The organism is Pseudonocardia autotrophica (assembly GCF_003945385.1).
GTDB classification, from domain to species: domain Bacteria; phylum Actinomycetota; class Actinomycetes; order Mycobacteriales; family Pseudonocardiaceae; genus Pseudonocardia; species Pseudonocardia autotrophica.
Genome location: NZ_AP018920.1, coordinates 4632001 through 4648545 on the forward strand (window position 1 = coordinate 4632001; position 16545 = coordinate 4648545).

Consider the following 16545-nt stretch of genomic DNA (forward strand, 5'->3'; position numbering starts at 1 on the left):
CTCCCGCCCGCCGACAGCCGTCCGGCTCAGGATGCGGCGGCCCGGCGCCGGCGGTGCCGCACCGCTCCGGCCAGGCAGCCGCCGACCGCGGCGGCGACGAACAGGGCCTCCACCAGGCCGCCCCAGCGGGTCGCCACGGTGACGTCCGAGCGCAGCGGCACCTGCTCGACGACCGTCGCGGCGGTGTACATCTCGGTGGAGCGGGCAACGCTGCCGTCCGGCCGGACCACCGCGCTGACCCCGCTCAGCGCCGGGACGACGGCCGCCCGGCCGTGCTCGACGGCGCGCAATCGCGCCATCGCGAGCTGCTGATAGGTCATCTCCCCCGGCCCGTACCAGGCGTTGTCGGTGGGGACCACCAGCAGTTCGGCGCCCTGCGCCGCGGACTCGCGCAGCACCCAGTCGTAGGCGACCTCATAGCAGATCCCGACGCCCAGCCGGGTGCCTGCGAGATCGATCCGGCCCGGCCGGTCCCCGGCACGCAGGTCCGGGACGTCGACGAACGGGGTGACCAGGCTGGCGATCGGCCGCAGCGGGATCCGCTCGGCGAACGGGACCAGCTCCTGCTTGGCGTAGCGCGGGCCAGGGCCGGTCCGCGGGTCCCAGGCGACGACGGCGTTCTCGGTGCCGCCCGCGTCGCGGTACATCGCACCGATCAGCGTGGGCACGCCGAGATCGGCGACGGCGCGATCGACCGCCGGATCGGTGCCGTTGGTCCCGGTGGCGCCCTCCGGCCAGAGCACCAGGTCCGGGCGCGGCACGGTGCCGGCCCGGATCTCGTCCGCCAGCTCGGCGGTGACGGCCAGATGGTTGCGGCGCAGCAGGTCCCGCGCGCCGAGCAGGCCGAGGCCGAGATCCGGCGCGTTGCCCTGGACGAGCGCGACGGTGCGGGTCCCGCTCTGCGCGTCGGTCGGCGGCGCCGGCACCCCGAGCACCGCCGCCACCAGCAGCAGCACCGGGACGGCCCGCAGCACCGTCGGGCGGGTGAGCAGCGCGGTGAGGGTGAAACCGGTCGCGACCACCGCGAAGGTCACCAGCGGGGCCCCGCCGAACGCGGCCAGCGGCAGGTACGGGCCCTCCACCTGGCTGAACGCGACCCGGCCCCACGGGAACCCGTTGAGCGGGATCCGGCCGCGCAGCGACTCCTGCAGCACGAACGCCGCGGCCGCCCAGAGCGGGGCGCCGGGCAACCGGGACAGCAGCGGGACGACCGCACAGAACGCCGCGGTGAACACCGCCATCAGCGCGGACAGCCCGACCCACGGCGCCGGTCCGAACTCGCGGCCGAGGAAGTCCTGGATCCACGCCAGGTGCGGCAGGAAGAACGCCAGCCCGAACACGAAGCCGATCAGCGCGGCCCGGCGCACCGTGCTCCGCTGCAGCGCCCACCACAGCAGGGCGAACGCGATCGGCGCCGCCCACCAGAGCAGCCGCGGCGGGAACGCGAGGTGCAGCAGCACGCCGGCCGGGAGGGCGGCGGCGTGGCGCAGCGGGACGTGGCGCAGCGCGCGGAAGCGCTCCCGCCACGGGCCGTCCGCACGCCCGGTCACGACACCGCTCATCCGCTCCTCCGAGATCGACACCCCCATGATCCGGGACCGCCGCCCGGAGCGCTCGCACCGGGGTGCGCGGTCACACCGGTGGGCCGGTCCCGCCGCCGTCGCGCGCCGGTGCGCGTTCCGGTGTCGGTTCCCGGCGCAGCAGCAGCACGAACGCGATCCCGACGATCAGCGCCGCCGTCGCGTAGCCGGCGACGAGCGTTCCCGGCCGGTCGCCGTGGTCACCGGCGAGCGGCGGGAGCAGCACCGCGAACACCCCGGAGACGACGGCGATCCGGGTGTGGGCCCGCGTCGTCAGCGGGGAGGCGGCCAGCGGCAGCACCGCCCACAGCAGGTACCACGGATGCAGCACCGGCCCGAACACCACGATCAGCCCGAGCACGGCACCGCAGGCCGGCACCGGGTCGATCCGGCCGTGCAGCTGCCGGTACAGCACGAACGCGATGCCGGCGACGGCGAGCACCGTTCCGGCGACCCGGCCGGCAGCGATCATCGGGGCGGTGAGGTCGGCGCCGAACAACGCACCGATCCCGCCGACGGCGAAGCCGAACCAGTTCGTCGGCGCCATCCAGCTCCACAACATGCCCGGGGTGCCGACCGACCGCATCCAGCCGAACCCGGTGCCGGTGAGCACCGACGTCACCGAGGCGACGGCGGCGAACGCGGCGGCCCCCCCGAACCCGGCCGCCACGAACCCACCGAGCGTGCCGCCGCGGCGGCGGGCCAGTGCCGTCCCGACCACCGCGAGTGCTGCCAGCACCGGCAGCTTCACCAGCGCGCCCAGCGAGACGAGCAGCACGCCCGCGCCGAGCCGCGCCCAGCCGATCCGGTCCCGCGCGCCGTCGAGTGCCTGCAGCCCGAGCGCGGTACCGGCGAGCCCGAGCCCGAGCATCAGCGCGTCGTTGTGCACCCCGCCGACGAGATGCCACAGCACCAGCGGATTGCCCGGGCCGAGCCACATCGCCACCGCGGGCGAGGCACCGGACAGCGCGCAGAGCCGGGGCACCGCCAGCACCAGCAGCACCAGCCCGGCCACCGCGAGCAGCCGGTGCAGCGCGACCCCGGCGACCGGGTCCTCGCCGGCGATCGCGGCGACACCCCGGGCGAGCGCGGTGAACAGCGGGCCGTAGGGCGACGGCGTGTCCACCCAGTGGCCGTCCACCAGCGCCCCGGGGCCCGAGCTGGTGCCGAGCACCGCGCGCGGCCCGACGAGGTGCGGATCGAGCCCGCGGTGCGCGATCTCGCCCTGCGCGAGATAGCTGAACACGTCCCGGCTGAACAGCGGCGGGGCGACCAGCAGCGGCGCGGCCCAGAGGCCCAGTGTCCGGACCGACCAGCCCGGCGACGGCGGGACGCCGCGCAGCACCCGGCGCCCGGTCGACGCCCACGCCAGCACCAGCAATCCGGTGCCGGTGACGCCCGCGGCGAGCGCGGGCACCGACGCCGGCAGGACGAGCACGGCCCAGGCGCCGCCGGTCAGCAGCAGGGCACCGGCGAACCCGGTCCACCGCAGCGGACCGGCCCCCGGCGCGTCGCTGCTCATGCCGTGCGGTTCCGCCGTCCCCGACAATCCCCGGCGCCCCTCCGCGCTGCTCGGTTCCCGACAGCGCTGCTCAGCGGTCCGCGGCGCTCCTCAGTGCCCGTCAGTGCCCGTCAGCGTTCTGCTGCGCCGCGGCGCAGCAGGTAGGTGTCCATGATCCAGCCCTTGCGCTCGCGGGCCGCGGCACGCACCCGCAGGATCTCGTCGCAGACCTTCTCCAGCGGGCCGGCGAGCAGCAGCTGGTCCGGGGTCCCGAGGTAGGCGCCCCAGTAGATGTGCAGCTCGCCGCGCTGCTGCGGCGGGAGCGTCGCGAACGCGGTGCGGCCGTCGAGCATCACCACCACGTCGTCGACATCGCCGGGCATCCCGTCGGCGATCCGGCGGCCGGTGGTGATCAGCACCGGCCGCCCGACCCGGTTCAGGATCAGCCGGTGCGCGGCGGCCAGCGCGGCGACGCTGGAGATCCCGGCGATCGACTCGACCCGCCAGTCGCCGTCGGGCGCGTCGGCCAGCACGGCGTCGAGCAGCCGCAGCGTCCCGTCGTAGAGCGACGGATCACCCCAGACCAGGAACGCGCCGGTCTCCCCGTCGGCCAGTTCGGTCTCGAGCATCGTGCGGTACAGCTCGGCCCGCCGGTCCTGCCAGTCGACGACGACGTCGCGGTAGCGCGCGTCATCGTGCTGCACGTCCGCGCCGCGGTTCCGGTCGACCTCGGGCGCGACCACGGTCCGGTGCCCGCCGTCGGGACGGTGCCGCCGCAGGATCTCGGTGCGCAGCGCGAGCAGGTCGTCCTTGACGTCGCCCTTGTCGATCACGAAGACGACGTCGGTCCGCCGCAGGGCGTCGACCGCCTGGAGGGTCAGGTGCTCCGGGTCGCCCGCCCCGATCCCGATCACCAACACCGTGCGCACGCCGTGACCGTAATCCACGCCGCACTCCGCCCGGCGCCCCGTCCCCCGATCCCCGCGGTGTCCCGGCCGTCACGGACCGCTGTCACTCGGTAGTGTCGGTGCCCCGCCGACCGACATCCCAGATCCATCCCGGGAGGCCGAAGCACGATGAAGATCGGACATCTGGTCGAGTCACTCGACCCGCACGGCGTGGCGGCCGCACTCGCCGACCTGGCAACCGCGGGCCCCGCCGCCGGGTACGGGCTGGTCGTGGTCGCGCTGAACCCGTCCGACCAGCCCGGGATCGCCGCCCGGCTCGGCCGGACCGCCACCCCCGTCGTGGAGCTGAACGTCGCCCCGTGGGATCCACGTGCCGTGCCGAAGGTGCTCCGGGCGTTCCGCGAGCACGGCGTCGATCTGGTGCACACCCACGGGCTCCGCCCGGACGTCGTCGGCTCGGCCGCCGCGGCCCGGCTGCGGATCCCGGCGATCTCGACGCTGCACCACATCCACGCCCAGCCCGCCGACCGCGGCGACCACCTGCGGCGCACGGCGAAGACGCTGGCCCGCAGGCGATTCATGACCCGCACCATCGCGACGTCGATGCTGCAGCGGGACTGGTACCGGGCCGCCGCCGGCTCGACGGCCGGGCTGTCGGTGATCCCGGACGGTGCCGCCGATCCGGGGGTCGGGACGCCCGAGGCGGCAGCCCGGTTCCGGCGTGGGCTGGGTGTCGCGGAGAACGAGGTGGTCGCCGTCTCGGTGGCCCCGATGCGCCGCGGGCAGGGGCAGGACATGCTGCTCGACGCCGTCGCCGAGCTGCCGCAGGACGAACCGGTGACGGTGGTGCTCGGCGGCGACGGTCCACTGCGCCCCTGGCTGGAGTCCCGGGTGGCGGGCGACGAGCTGCTCTCCGGCCGGGTCGCGTTCCGCAAGGACACCGATCCGGTGGAGCTGCTGCAGGTCGCGGACGTGCAGCTGCACACCACCCGGCACGACACGATGCCGCGGCGGCTGGTGCTCGGGCACGGCACCGGGACACCCGCGGTGGCCACCCGGGTCGGCGGGATCCCGGAGATCGTGACCCGGGAGACCGGCGCGCTGACATCGGTCTCGGCGTCCCGGATCGCCGAGGAGCTGGTCCGGATGGCGCGCGACCCGCAGCTGCGGGCGCGCCGCGGTGCCGCCGCCCGGCAGCGGTTCCTCGACCGGTTCGAGGCGTCGGTCTGGGCGGACGCGCTCGGCGCGGTCTACCGCAGCGCGCTCGGGCACGCCGACGCCCCGGCCCCCGACGAGCTGGACGCACCGGAGCCGGCCCTGCCGCTGCGCGGCGCCTGAGCTGTCGCGCCGGGGCACCCGGACCACCGCCGCACGCCCCCGGGCTCCGTCGCCGGGGCCCGGGCCGCCAGCACCGCGAGCCCGGATCAGCGCCGTGCGACCGGGTTGCTGAGGGCGCCGATCCCCTCGATCTCGACGGTGACCCGGTCCCCCGGCGCCATCGGCCCGACCCCGGCCGGGCTGCCGGTGAGCACCACGTCACCGGGCGAGAGCGTGATCCAGCGGGTCACCCAGGCCAGGATCCGGGGCACGTCGAAGATCATCGCCCCGGTGTCCGAGCGCTGCACGATCTCGTCGCCGAGCCGGGTGGTCAGTCCCAGCGGGCCGGGCCGCGGCTCGGTCTCGATCCACGGGCCGAGCGGGCAGAACGTGTCGGCGCTCTTCGCCCGCGTCCACTGCCCGTCGGCCCGCCAGTCGTCCGCGGTGACGTCGTTGGCGCAGGTCAGTCCGAGCACGTGGCGCATGGCGTCGGACTCGTCGACGTCGCGGGCGAGGGTGCCGATCACCACCGCCAGCTCGCCCTCGTACTCCAGGCGGTTCACCTCGCGCGGGCGCAGCACCGGCTCCCCCGGCCCGACGACCGCGTTCGGCGCCTTCAGGAACAGTGCCGGCCGCTCCGGCCGGGCCCGCCCCTTCTCCGCCACCTGGCAGGGGTAGTTGCTGCCGACGCAGACGATCGTGCGGGGCTCGCAGGGTGCGGCCAGCCGCAGCTCGTCGAGCCGCCCGGCAACCGCCCCCGGGCCGGACCGACCGAGCTCCCGCACGATCTCGCCCGCCGATCCCGCCGATCCCGCCGGGTCCGGCCGCGCACCGGGGTCCGGCCCGCCCGCCGGGCGGCCGGTGACCGGGCCGGGCTCGACACAGCCGGTCCGCACGGGCCCGCCGTCGCCGTCGAACCGGACGATCCGCATGCCGTCAGCCCCGTCCGCCGAGCGCCTGGCGCACCAGCTCCAGCGGATGCCATGCCGTCCGCCCGACGCCGTGGAAGATCTGCTGGCGGCAGGAGACGCCGGTGGCGGCGACCAGGGTGTCCGCGGACTCGGCCTCGATGGCCGGGAACAGCCGGTCCCGGCCGACGTCCATCGACGTCGCGTAGTGCTCGGCCTCGAAGCCGAACGAGCCGGCCATCCCGCAGCAACCCGAGTCGATCTCCGCGACCTCCAGGCCAGGGATCCGGCGCAGCAGCGCGAGCGTCGCGGCCGTGCCGACCTCGGCCTTCTGGTGGCAGTGGCCGTGGTAGACGACCCGCCGCCCGCTCAGCCCGGAGCGCTCCGGCAGCACCAGCCTGCCGTCGTCGATCGCCTCGACCAGCAGCTCCTCGACCTGCCGGACCCGCTTCCCGACCTGCTGCGCCTCGGGTGAGTCGCCGAGCAGCGCGATCGTCTCGTCCCGCAGGGTGAACACGCAGGACGGCTCGCAGCCCACGATCGGCGACCCGGCCGGGGTGTCCCTGGCCAGCGAGGCGACCAGGCCGGAGGCCTTGCGGCGGGCGTCGTCGAGCAGGCCCTTGGACAGGCTGGAACGGCCGCAGCAGCCACCGGAGGCGAGCTGCACGTTCCAGCCCGCGGTTTCGAGGAGCTCGATCGCGGCCTCCCCGATGTGCGGCTCGGTGTAGGTGGTGAAGGAGTCGGCGAGCCAGGTGACGGTGCCCGCGGTCCCCCGGGCCGGGCTGTGCCTGCGCCGGCGGCGCACCAGGTCGTCGCGCACGAACCGGGGCAGCGGCCGGGCCGCGGTGATCCCGACCGTGCGCTCCATGATCCGGCGCAGGAACCCGATCCGGCCGGGCAGGTTGGACACCGGCGCGGTCGCCGCGCCCAGCCGGTTCAGCGTGCGGATCGCGCCGAACAGCCGGGACCGCAGCGGGGTGCCGTGCCGGGCGTGCTGCTGGTGCAGCGCCTCGGACTTCAGCGACGCCATGTCGACGCCCATCGGGCACTCGCTCTTGCAGGCCTTGCACATCAGGCAGAGATCGAGGATCTCGTGCAGCCGCTCGTCGGCCAGCGCGGCCGCCGGATCCGGCTCGGACAGCGCCTTGACCAGTGCGTTCGCCCGCCCCCGCGTGGAGTGCTCCTCCTGCAGCGTGACCTGGTACGACGGGCACATCACCCCGGCGGTGGTCTTGCGGCAGAGCCCGATGTTCATGCAGCGATCGGCCGCGTCGCGCATGCCGGAGGCCGATCCGGAGCCGATCACCTCGAACGACAGCGCCGTGGTCAGCGGCGGGGCGGGCGGCAGTGCGTCCCGGTCACGCAGGTTGTCTGTCATCGGCGGCGCGTCCACGATCTTCCCGGGGTTCAGCACGCCCGCCGGGTCGAACAGCGCCTTGACCTGCCGCATCGCCTCGTACAGCTGGTCGCCGAAGATCTCCCGGTTGAACTCCGACCGGGCGAGACCGTCGCCGTGCTCCGAGGAGTTGACGCCGCCGTACTCGGCGACCAGGTTCTTGATCTTCTCGGCGACCACCCGCATCGTCTCGACCTGCTCCGGGTCGGTGAGATCGACGAACGGGCGGATGTGCAGGCAGCCGACGGAGCAGTGGCCGTAGAACCCGGCCTCCAGGCCGTGCTCGTCGAGGATCGCGGCGAACCGCTCGGTGTACTCGGCCAGGTGCTCGGGCGCGACCGCGGTGTCCTCGATGAACGCCAATGGGCGCCGGGTGCCCTCACCCGCCGCCATCAGCAGGCCGAGGGAGGACTTGCGGACCTTGAGCAGCGCGGCCTGCTCGGCCGGGGTGACCAGCCGCAGCGTGTGGTAACCGTGCCCGTGCCGCTCCCACAGCGCGGTGAGCGCGTCCAGCTTGGCGACCAGCTCCGGCTCGTCGTCACCGGAGAACGAGACGAACAGCAGCGCCGCCGGATCGCCGACCAGGTGATTGCCCAGGTCGGCGTACTCGATCTTCTGCCGGGACAGGTCGAGGATCGTCTTGTCCATCATCTCGACCTGGTGCGGCGCGCAGCTCAGCGCGTCCAGGGTCGCCGAGATCGCCCCGTGCACGGTCGCGAAGTGCCCGACCGCGTACACGGTCCGCTTCGGTTTCGGCACCAGATCAACCACCGCGCGGGTGGCCAGCACCAGCGTCCCCTCCGCACCGACGACGAACTTCGCCAGGTCGAACGGGTTCGCGTCGCCGTAGCCGGCGAGCCGGTCGAGCCGGTAGCCGCAGGCCCGCCGCCAGAACAGCGGCATCCCGTCGGCGATCGCCTTCTCGTTCGCGTCGACCAGCGCGGGCAGCTCCCGGTGGAGCCGGCCCTCCAGGGTGTCCGCCTCGGCCCGGCGCAGCCGCTCGGCCTCGTCGACCGGTTCCAGGCGGGCGGTGGAGCCGTCGGCGAGCACCACGTCGAGCGCCCGGATGTGGTCGATCGTCATCCCGAAGGTCAGCGAGCCGCTGCCGGCGGAGTTGTTGCCGAGCATCCCGCCGATCGTGGCCCGGTTACTGGTGGAGGTGTCCGGGCCGAACATCAGCCCGTGCTCGCCCGCCGCCTGGTTGAGCTGGTCCTGCACCACCCCGACCTCGACGACCGCGGTGCGGGCCGCCGGGTCGATCTCGACGATCCGGTTCAGGTGCCGGGAGGTGTCCAGCACGATGCCGGGCCCGACGGTCTGCCCGGCCAGGCTGGTCCCGGCCCCGCGCGGCACCACCGGAACGCCGAACTCGCCGGCGATCCGGACGGCCTCGGCGACGTCGTCGTGGCTGCGTGGGAAGACCACGCCCAGCGGGGTGATCGCGTACATGCTGGCGTCCCGGGAGAACAGGTGCCGGCTGTAGTCGTCGAACGCGACCTCCCCGGCGAGCCGGGAGCGCAGCGCCTGCTCCAGGCCCGGGACGGTGGCAGCGTGCTCGGTGGTGGTGTGCCCGGTGGTGGTGCCGGTCAGCTCGGCGGTCATACGGGGGCGTCCTCTCGCGCTGGTGCTTCTCCTCCGGTGGCGGCCGGGCTCAGGAGTCCTGCAGGACCTCCAGCGCGGCGTCCAGGCCACGCCCGTCCACCGCGACGCCGGCCAGGCCGAGCCCCATCTGGACGCCGGCGAGCGTCCCGGCGAGCGTCAGGTCGTTGAACGAGCCCAGGTGCCCGATCCGGAAGACCCGCCCGGCGAGCCTGCCCAGTCCGGCGCCGAGCGACATGTCGAACCGGTCCAGGATCAGCGCGCGCACCTTGTCGGCGTCGACGCCGTCGGGCACCAGCACCGCGGTGAGCGCACCGGAGTACTCCCGCTCGTCGAGTGCGAGCACCTCCAGCCCCCAGCCGCGCACGGCGGCGCGGGTGGCCTCGGCGTGCCGGGCGTGCCGGGCGAAGACGTTCTCCAGGCCCTCGTCGTAGAGCAGCCGCAGCGCCTCGCGCAGGCCGTAGAGCAGGTTCGTGTTCGGTGTGTAGGGGAAGTAGCCGCGCTCGTTCGCCGCGAGCATCGGGCCCCAGTCCCAGAACGTCCGGGGCAGCCGCGCGGTGGCCGACGCCTCGAGCGCCTTGGCGCTGATCGCGTTGAAGCTCATCCCGGGCGGGAGCATCAGGCCCTTCTGCGAGCCCGCGACGGTGACGTCGACGCCCCACTCGTCGTGCCGGTAGTCGATCGAGCCGAGCGAGGAGATGGTGTCGACGAGCAGCAGCGCCGGATGGCCCGCGGCGTCGATCGCCGCCCGGATCTCCGGGATCCGGCTGGTCACGCCGGTGGAGGTCTCGTTGTGCACCACACAGACCGCCCGGATCCGGTGCGCGGTGTCGGCGGTGAGCCGCTCCGCGACGACCGCGGGATCCGCGCCGTGCCGCCAGTCGCCGGGCACGAAGTCGACCTCGAGGCCCAGGCTGCGCGCCATGTCCTGCCAGAGCGTGGCGAAGTGCCCGGTCTCGAAGGTGAGCACCGTGTCGCCCGGGCTGAGCGTGTTGACCAGCGCCGCCTCCCAGGCACCGGTGCCGGTGGCCGGGTAGATGACGACCGGCCCGGTGGTGCCGAAGACCGGGCGGACATCGCGCAGCAGCTGCGCCCCGAGCTCCCCGAACTCGGGACCGCGGTGGTCGATGGTGGCCGCCGACATCGCGCGGAGCACCGAGTCCGGCACGTTGGTCGGCCCCGGGATCTGCAGGAAGTGCCTGCCGGCTGCGTACGTCATGGGTTCCCCTCCACGCTCGGTGCCCGCTGTTCCGCATCACGGAAACCGGGTCTCGCGCAATCGACGGTATACCGTCTACAGTCTGCCGTCGATACGGTACTTCCCGAACATCCCTGAACCCTGACTGCGTCAATGCCGACCACAGAGGATCAACGATGTCCATCGAACTCATCACCGTCGTGGCCCTGGGCCTGGTGTTCCTGATAGCGACGGCGCTGCCCGTGCACATGGGGGCGCTGGCCTTCGTCGCGGCCTTCGTCGTCGGGACGGCGTTCGTCGGGGAGGACACCGACGACATCGTCGGCGGCTTCCCGGGGGACCTGTTCGTCATCCTGGTGGGGGTGACGTTCCTGTTCGCGATCGCGAAGGGGAACGGCACCGTCGACCGGCTCGTCCAGCTCGCGGTACGCGCCGTCGGCGGCCGGATCGCCCTGATCCCGTGGGTGATGTTCCTGGTCACCGCGGTACTGACCGCGGCGGGCGCGGTGGTCCCCGCGGCCGTCGCGATCATCGCCCCGATCGGGATGGGCTTCGCCCTGCGCTACCGGATCAACCCGATGCTGATGGGCCTGCTCATCATCAACGGCGCCACCGCGGGCGGCTTCTCGCCGATCAGCATCTTCGGCAGCATCGTCAACGGCGTGGTCAGCCGGAACGGGCTGCCCAGCAACCCCGGGCTGCTGTTCGTCTCGTCGTTCGTGTTCAACCTGCTGCTCAGCATCGTCGTGTTCTTCATGTTCGGCGGCCGTGAGCTGATGCGCCGCTCCGCGGACAACGCCACGCTCGGCGGACCCGGCCGGATCGCGGTCGCGGCCGAGCCCGGCACCTCGGTGGCACTCGGCGGCGGCGCCGTCGGTCACTCCCGCACCGCGCCCACGACCACCACCGGCAGCGGGAACGGGGACGGGGACCCGGACGACACCGCGCACCTCCCGCTGGAACGCGACCACATCATGACCATCCTCGGCCTGGTGTTCCTGGCCGTCGGTGCACTGGCCTTCGGTCTCGACGTCGGCTTCACCGCACTCACCGTCGCGGTGGTGCTGTCGCTGATCTCGCCGACCTCGGCGAAGGCAGCGGTCGGCCAGGTCGCCTGGCCGACGGTCCTGCTGATCTGCGGCATCGTGACGTTCGTGGCCCTGATGGAACGGGTCGGCACGATCGACTGGCTCGGCAACCTGGTGACCCGGATCGGCGCTCCGCTGTTCGCCGCGATCCTGATCTGCCTGATCGGCGCGGTCGTCTCCGCGTTCGCCTCGACCACCGGCATCCTGGGCGCGCTGATCCCGCTGGCCGTGCCGTTCCTGCTGGCCGGTGAGATCGGCCCGATCGGGCTGATCATCGCGCTGTCGATCTCGTCGTCGGTGGTCGACTCGTCGCCGTTCTCCACCAGCGGCGCGCTGGTCGTCGCGAACGCGCCGGCCGAGCAGACCGACCGGGTGTTCCGCGGCCTGATGATCTGGGGCTTCAGCATGTGCGCCGTCGCACCGCTGCTCAGCTGGCTGATCTTCGTCGTGCCCGGCTGGGGCTGATGACGGGCGGGGTCCAGTCCGTCGCCCGCGCGTTCGGCATCCTGGAGGTGCTCGCCGGATCCGACGGCGAGCTCTCGGTCAGCGAGCTGGCCCAGGCGTCCGGGCTGCCGCTGCCGACCATCCACCGGCTCGTCCGGACGCTGGTCGATCTCGGCCACGTCCATCAGCTGCCCAACCGCCGCTACACCCTCGGGCCCGGCCTGATCGGGCTCGGGGACCGGGCGTCGCGGCTGCTCGGCGCCCGGGTCGGGACGGATCTGGCGTCACTCGCCGAGCGGATCGGCGAGACCGCGAACATGGCGGTGCTCGACGGCGAACGGGCCGTCTACACCGCGCAGGTGCCGTCCCGGCACTCGATGCGGACCTTCACCGAGGTCGGACGGCGGGTCTTCCTGCACAGCACCGGGGTGGGCAAGGCACTGCTCGCGCAGCTGCCCGCCGGGGAGGCCCGGCGGCTGCTGGAGACCGCCGGGATGCCGGGCCAGACCGGCTACACCGTGGTCGACGTCGAGACGCTGCTCGACGAGCTGGACGCGATCCGGCTGGCCGGTCACGCGGTCGACGCCGAGGAGCAGGAGGACGGCGTGTTCTGCGTCGCCGTCCCGGTCCCCGGGGCGCCGAGCCCGGCCGCGATCTCGGTGTCCGGTCCGACCAGCCGGTTCTTCGCCGACCGCACCGAGGAGGCGGCCACCCTGCTGCGCGAGGCCGCCACCCGGCTGGCCGGGCGGTTCGCATGAGCCCGGCTCGCCGGGTGGTCCGGACGGCTCCGGCCGGTCGGTACCGCCGGTCGCGTCCGGCCGGGTCAGGAACGGCCGCGACGGCGGGCGAGCCACTCCTCGGACTCCGGGCTACCGCCGTCGAGCTGATCGACGACGTCGAGCAGGAACGATCCGTGACCGTGCTCGGTGAGGGCCTGCTGCACGATCTGCGGGTCGCCGTCCTCGATCACGGCCAGCAGCTCCCGGTGCCGCTCGACGTTCTCCAGCAGGCTCTCCCGGTCGCGCCGGGCGGTCCGGTTCAGCGCCATGCAGAGCTGCAGCTGCGAGGACAGCGCGCGATAGGCGTCGGTGAGCCGGGAGTGCCCGGCGAGATCGACGACGGCGAGATGGAAGTCGAACTTGCGCTGCAGGAACCGGCTCTCGTCGGCCTCGCGGGCGGTCTCGGAGAACGACCGCAGCGCGTCGTGGCAGCGGGCCAGCCGGGCGGGCGAGCGCACCGGGATCCCGAGCCGGACGGCGATCGACTCCAGCTCCTCGCGCAGCGTCACGATCTCGTAGACGTCGTGCCGGCTCAGCCTGCGGACGGTGGCGCCGCGCCGGGGATGCGAGGCGACCAGCCCCTCGTGCCCGAGCCGTTGCAGCGCCTCGCGCAGCGGCGGCCGGGACACCCCCAGCCGCTCGGTGAGCCGCGCCTCCACCAGCCGCTCGCCCAGTGCGAGCTCGCCGGAGAAGATCATCGCCCGGATCGCGTCGGTCGCGAGATCGGCCATGCTCGGCGGCACGACGATCCGCCCCGACAATCCGGACTGCACCGCGGTCATCGTCACCACCTCGATTCGGACAGCTACCCGTATACCGTATAACAGGCCGCCGCGGCGGCCGCAGGAACCAGGAGCACCCCGTATGACGACGGACCCTCCCCTGACCGGGCTACTCGTGCTCGAGGTCGGCGCCTTCATGGCCGCCCCGTTCGCCACCATGCAGCTGGCCGACCTGGGCGCCCGGGTCGTCAAGGTCGAGCCGCCCGGCGCCGGCGACCCGACCCGGTCCGCGGGACCGTTCCTGGACGGCGAGAGCTCCCCGTTCCTGCGGTTGAACCGGAACAAGGAGTCGGTCGCGCTCGACCTGAAGGACGAGCGCGGCCGGGACGCCTTCCTCTCGCTGGCCGACCGGGCCGACGTCGTGGTCGAGAACCTGCGGCCCGGCGCGATGGACCGGCTCGGACTGGGCGCCGATGTGCTGCGCGAGCGACGCCCGGAGCTGGTCTACGCCTCGGCGTCGGGCTGGGGGCAGGACGGGCCGGCCGCCGGGCGCGCCGGACTGGACATCATGGCCCAGGCGGCGAGCGGGCTGATGAGCGTCACCGGGGAACCCGGCGGCGACCCGGTCAAGGTCGGCGTGCCGGTCTGCGACCTGGTCACCGGGCTGTACGTGGCGCTCGCGGTGACCGCGGCGCTGCGCGAGCGGGATCGCTCCGGTGTCGGTCAGCACATCGACGTGTCGCTGCTGGAGTCCGGCGTGTCACTCGCGGTGTGGGAGGCCGGGATGTACTTCGGCGACGGCGAGGTGCCCGTCCGGCACGGCTCCGCGCACCAGCGCTATGCGCCCTACCAGGCCGTCCGCACCGCAGACGGCTACGTGACGGTGGGCGCGAACACCGAGCGGTTGTGGTCGTCGCTGTGCGACGCGCTCGGGCTGGGGGCGCTGCGCGAGGACCCGCGGTTCGCCGACAGCACCGCCCGGATGGCGGCACGCGACGAGCTGATCGCGGCGATCGAGCAATCCACGACCACGATGCCGACGACGGAGGTGCGCGCGGCACTGGACGCAGCCGGTGTCCCCTGCGCGCCGATCGCCGGCTACGACGAGGTGTTCGAGGATCCGGTGCTGCGCGAGCGCGGCTTCCTCTGGGAGGCCGAGCACCCCGGGCTCGGGCCGGTCCGTCAGCTCGGCTCGCCGATGCGCTTCTCCCGCACCCCGGCCCGGCGCGGGAACCCCGGCCCCGCACTCGGCTCGGCGACCTCCGCCGTGCTCGCCGAGCTCGCCGGTCCCGCCGTGGATCCGGACCTGCCGGACCGCTGAGCCCCCGCACAGCCGAGCCCGCCGCACAGCCGAGCCCGCCGCACAGCCGAGCCCCCGGCCAACCGAGCCCGCCGGACCCCCGGCCCGACCGGACCCAGCCGGCACACCCGGGCCGACCGGGCCCGCCGCCGGCCGGGTCAGTGCCGGCCGGGTCAGTGCCGGCCGGGTCAGTGCCGGCCGGGCGCGGTCAGCGGCGGGCAGCTGCCGCCCTCGGCGAGCACCTGCCGGCGGGTGCGCAGGTAGAGCACCGGGCCACCGGCCAGCCCGCGCAGCTTCCGGGCCGCCGCACCGTCCGGCAGCGCGACGGTCTCGTGCCGCCGCTCCTCCGGGTCCGCCGGCACCTCGGCCACCGCCGGCACCCCCGCCGCCTCGGCCACCGCCACCGCGGACGGCCCGGTGCCCGCGGCGGCATCCGCCTCGCCACCGTCGGTACCGGCCCGGGCCGGTCCCGGACCGGGCGCGGAGCCGGCGGTGTCCGGCTCCGGAGGATCGTCCTGCGCGACACCGGCCGACTCGCGGCGCACGATCTCGCGCAGCCGCGCGATCCCGGCCGGGAACCGGCGCAGCGCGAGCCGGCGGGCCGGCCCGTCCAGCGCGACCTTGCCGAGGAACGCGCCGAGCCCGAGTGCGTAGCCGCCGAGCTGGGTGCGCAGCTCGCCGTCCGAGGGACGGTGGTGGTGCCACACGTAGGCGGCAGGCAGGTAGCCGAGTGTGCCGCCGTCCAGCACGATCCGGACCATCAGCTCGATGTCCTCGCCACCGCGGGTGGCCCGGCCCGGGCCGAGTGCCTCGTCGAAGCCGCCCAGCTCACGGACCCGCCGGGCCCGCACGGCGAGGTTCGCGCCGATCCCGAACAGGCCGGGCGAGAACGGGAACACCGCCGAGTCCACCGGCGGGTCGTCGAGCCGGAACCGGCGCGGAGTGAATCCCTTGTTCCAGGCCAGTGCGATGTCCGCGGCCCGCTCCTGCGGGGTGTCGAGCCGGGCCGCCAGCACCGGGCCGCTGAGCCCGGTGAGCCCGGGATCGGCGGCGAACGCGCCCGCGATCCGGGACGCCCAGTGCCGGTCCGGCTCGGTGTCGTCGTCGGTGAAGGCGACGACCTCGGTCCGCGCCTCGGCCAGCCCCCGGTTGCGGCCGACCGACACCCCCCGCCTGCGCTCGTGGACGTAGTGCACCCGGTCGTCGCCGACCGCGGCGACCACGTCGCGGGTGCGATCGTCCGGCGGGTCGTTGTCGACGACCAGCACCGTGACGGCCGCGTGGTCACCGGCCAGGATCGCCGCGAGGCAGCGCCGCACGCTCTCCGGCCGGCCGCGGGTCGCGACGACGACGGTCATCGGCTCGTCGGAGGCCGGCGGCGGATCCGGCGGGGCGCCGGCGACGACCGCGGCGGTCGCCCGGTCGATCTCGGCCGCGGTGGCCCGCCCGTCGGTCAGCGCGACGTCGACCTGGCCGACGGGCACGCCCGCGTCGGTGACCAGGAGACGCGCGGCGGTGAACCGCGGGTGGACGTGCAGGCCCACCCCGGGCGGCCCGCCCGGGGCGCGCCGGTGGGCGGTCTCCCCGACCCAGATCGGGCCGGGTGATCGGTCCGGCACTGCAGGGACCTCCGGTGTGTGTGTCGACATGTGGTGGTGGATACGTACCGGATGTCCGGTCCGGTTCAGATCCCGCCGACCCGCCCGGAAGGGCGCGGGTGGTGGCGCGTCGTCTCGTGGTTCGCTCGGGCCGGCTCCGGTGCGTGTTTCGGCACCGCACGGACCCGGCCGTCGACACGATCGTGG

General features: G+C 74.4%; 12 protein-coding genes. 4 read left to right on the forward strand and 8 right to left on the reverse strand.

Going from position 1 to position 16545, the window contains the following annotated elements:
- Positions 1-26 precede the first annotated feature (26 nt).
- From lnt to cobF, 3 genes are all read right to left on the reverse strand, one after another.
- A complete protein-coding gene (gene lnt, locus Pdca_RS21665; protein ID WP_085914692.1) occupies positions 27-1562 on the reverse strand; it encodes an apolipoprotein N-acyltransferase in 1536 nt (511 codons plus the stop codon).
- A 70-nt stretch (positions 1563-1632) separates the two neighbouring features.
- Positions 1633-3102 carry a polyprenol phosphomannose-dependent alpha 1,6 mannosyltransferase MptB gene (gene mptB / locus Pdca_RS21670; RefSeq protein WP_085914666.1) on the reverse strand — a complete coding sequence of 490 codons (1470 nt, stop codon included), beginning with the start codon at positions 3100-3102 and terminating at the stop codon, positions 1633-1635.
- Between the two features lie 110 nt (positions 3103-3212).
- Positions 3213-4010 carry a precorrin-6A synthase (deacetylating) gene (cobF, locus tag Pdca_RS21675; protein WP_166665850.1) on the reverse strand — a complete coding sequence of 266 codons (798 nt, stop codon included), beginning with the start codon at positions 4008-4010 and terminating at the stop codon, positions 3213-3215.
- 147 nt (positions 4011-4157) lie between these two features.
- Here cobF and Pdca_RS21680 point away from each other — a divergent pair, with 147 nt between their 5' ends.
- Positions 4158-5327 carry a glycosyltransferase family 4 protein gene (locus tag Pdca_RS21680; RefSeq protein ID WP_085914665.1) on the forward strand — a complete coding sequence of 390 codons (1170 nt, stop codon included), beginning with the start codon at positions 4158-4160 and terminating at the stop codon, positions 5325-5327.
- 86 nt (positions 5328-5413) lie between these two features.
- Here the strand turns inward: Pdca_RS21680 and Pdca_RS21685 are convergent, their stop codons facing one another.
- From Pdca_RS21685 to Pdca_RS21695, 3 genes are read right to left on the reverse strand one after another with little or no spacing between them, the layout of a single operon-like run.
- Entirely contained in the window at positions 5414-6238 is an 825-nt protein-coding gene (locus Pdca_RS21685; protein WP_085914664.1) for a fumarylacetoacetate hydrolase family protein, read from the reverse strand.
- A 4-nt stretch (positions 6239-6242) separates the two neighbouring features.
- Positions 6243-9212: an FAD-binding and (Fe-S)-binding domain-containing protein gene (locus tag Pdca_RS21690; RefSeq protein WP_085914663.1), complete on the reverse strand. Its 2970-nt coding sequence runs from the start codon at positions 9210-9212 to the stop codon at positions 6243-6245.
- Positions 9213-9261: 49 nt separating this feature from the next.
- Positions 9262-10428, reverse strand: a complete 1167-nt coding sequence (locus tag Pdca_RS21695; RefSeq protein WP_085914662.1) for a pyridoxal-phosphate-dependent aminotransferase family protein — start codon at positions 10426-10428, stop codon at positions 9262-9264.
- A gap of 155 nt (positions 10429-10583) precedes the next feature.
- Here Pdca_RS21695 and Pdca_RS21700 point away from each other — a divergent pair, with 155 nt between their 5' ends.
- Complete coding sequence (locus Pdca_RS21700) at positions 10584-11960, forward strand: SLC13 family permease (RefSeq protein WP_085914661.1); 1377 nt, start codon at positions 10584-10586, stop codon at positions 11958-11960.
- Complete coding sequence (locus Pdca_RS21705; RefSeq protein ID WP_085914660.1) at positions 11960-12697, forward strand: IclR family transcriptional regulator; 738 nt, start codon at positions 11960-11962, stop codon at positions 12695-12697. The genes Pdca_RS21700 and Pdca_RS21705 overlap by 1 nt, the downstream gene beginning before the upstream one ends.
- 65 nt (positions 12698-12762) lie before the next feature.
- Here the strand turns inward: Pdca_RS21705 and Pdca_RS21710 are convergent, their stop codons facing one another.
- On the reverse strand, positions 12763-13500 hold the full coding sequence (locus tag Pdca_RS21710) for a GntR family transcriptional regulator (protein WP_085914690.1): 738 nt from the start codon (positions 13498-13500) through the stop codon (positions 12763-12765).
- 82 nt (positions 13501-13582) lie between these two features.
- Between Pdca_RS21710 and Pdca_RS21715 the strand changes: the two genes are divergently transcribed.
- Positions 13583-14761: a CaiB/BaiF CoA transferase family protein gene (locus tag Pdca_RS21715; RefSeq protein ID WP_085914659.1), complete on the forward strand. Its 1179-nt coding sequence runs from the start codon at positions 13583-13585 to the stop codon at positions 14759-14761.
- 167 nt (positions 14762-14928) lie between these two features.
- Here the strand turns inward: Pdca_RS21715 and Pdca_RS21720 are convergent, their stop codons facing one another.
- A complete protein-coding gene (locus Pdca_RS21720; protein WP_158092253.1) occupies positions 14929-16389 on the reverse strand; it encodes a glycosyltransferase family 2 protein in 1461 nt (486 codons plus the stop codon).
- Positions 16390-16545 lie beyond the last annotated feature (156 nt).

Bases quoted from the DNA above. Each gene is read 5' to 3' on its own strand.
- lnt (WP_085914692.1), bottom strand. From the start codon at position 1,562: ATGAGCGGTGTCGTGACCGGGCGTGCGGACGGCCCGTGGCGGGAGCGC.
- mptB (WP_085914666.1), bottom strand. From the start codon at position 3,102: ATGAGCAGCGACGCGCCGGGGGCCGGTCCGCTGCGGTGGACCGGGTTC.
- Pdca_RS21680 (WP_085914665.1), top strand. From the start codon at position 4,158: ATGAAGATCGGACATCTGGTCGAGTCACTCGACCCGCACGGCGTGGCG.
- Pdca_RS21685 (WP_085914664.1), bottom strand. From the start codon at position 6,238: ATGCGGATCGTCCGGTTCGACGGCGACGGCGGGCCCGTGCGGACCGGC.
- Pdca_RS21690 (WP_085914663.1), bottom strand. From the start codon at position 9,212: ATGACCGCCGAGCTGACCGGCACCACCACCGGGCACACCACCACCGAG.
- Pdca_RS21695 (WP_085914662.1), bottom strand. From the start codon at position 10,428: ATGACGTACGCAGCCGGCAGGCACTTCCTGCAGATCCCGGGGCCGACC.
- Pdca_RS21700 (WP_085914661.1), top strand. From the start codon at position 10,584: ATGTCCATCGAACTCATCACCGTCGTGGCCCTGGGCCTGGTGTTCCTG.
- Pdca_RS21705 (WP_085914660.1), top strand. From the start codon at position 11,960: ATGACGGGCGGGGTCCAGTCCGTCGCCCGCGCGTTCGGCATCCTGGAG.
- Pdca_RS21710 (WP_085914690.1), bottom strand. From the start codon at position 13,500: ATGACCGCGGTGCAGTCCGGATTGTCGGGGCGGATCGTCGTGCCGCCG.
- Pdca_RS21715 (WP_085914659.1), top strand. From the start codon at position 13,583: ATGACGACGGACCCTCCCCTGACCGGGCTACTCGTGCTCGAGGTCGGC.
- Pdca_RS21720 (WP_158092253.1), bottom strand. From the start codon at position 16,389: ATGTCGACACACACACCGGAGGTCCCTGCAGTGCCGGACCGATCACCC.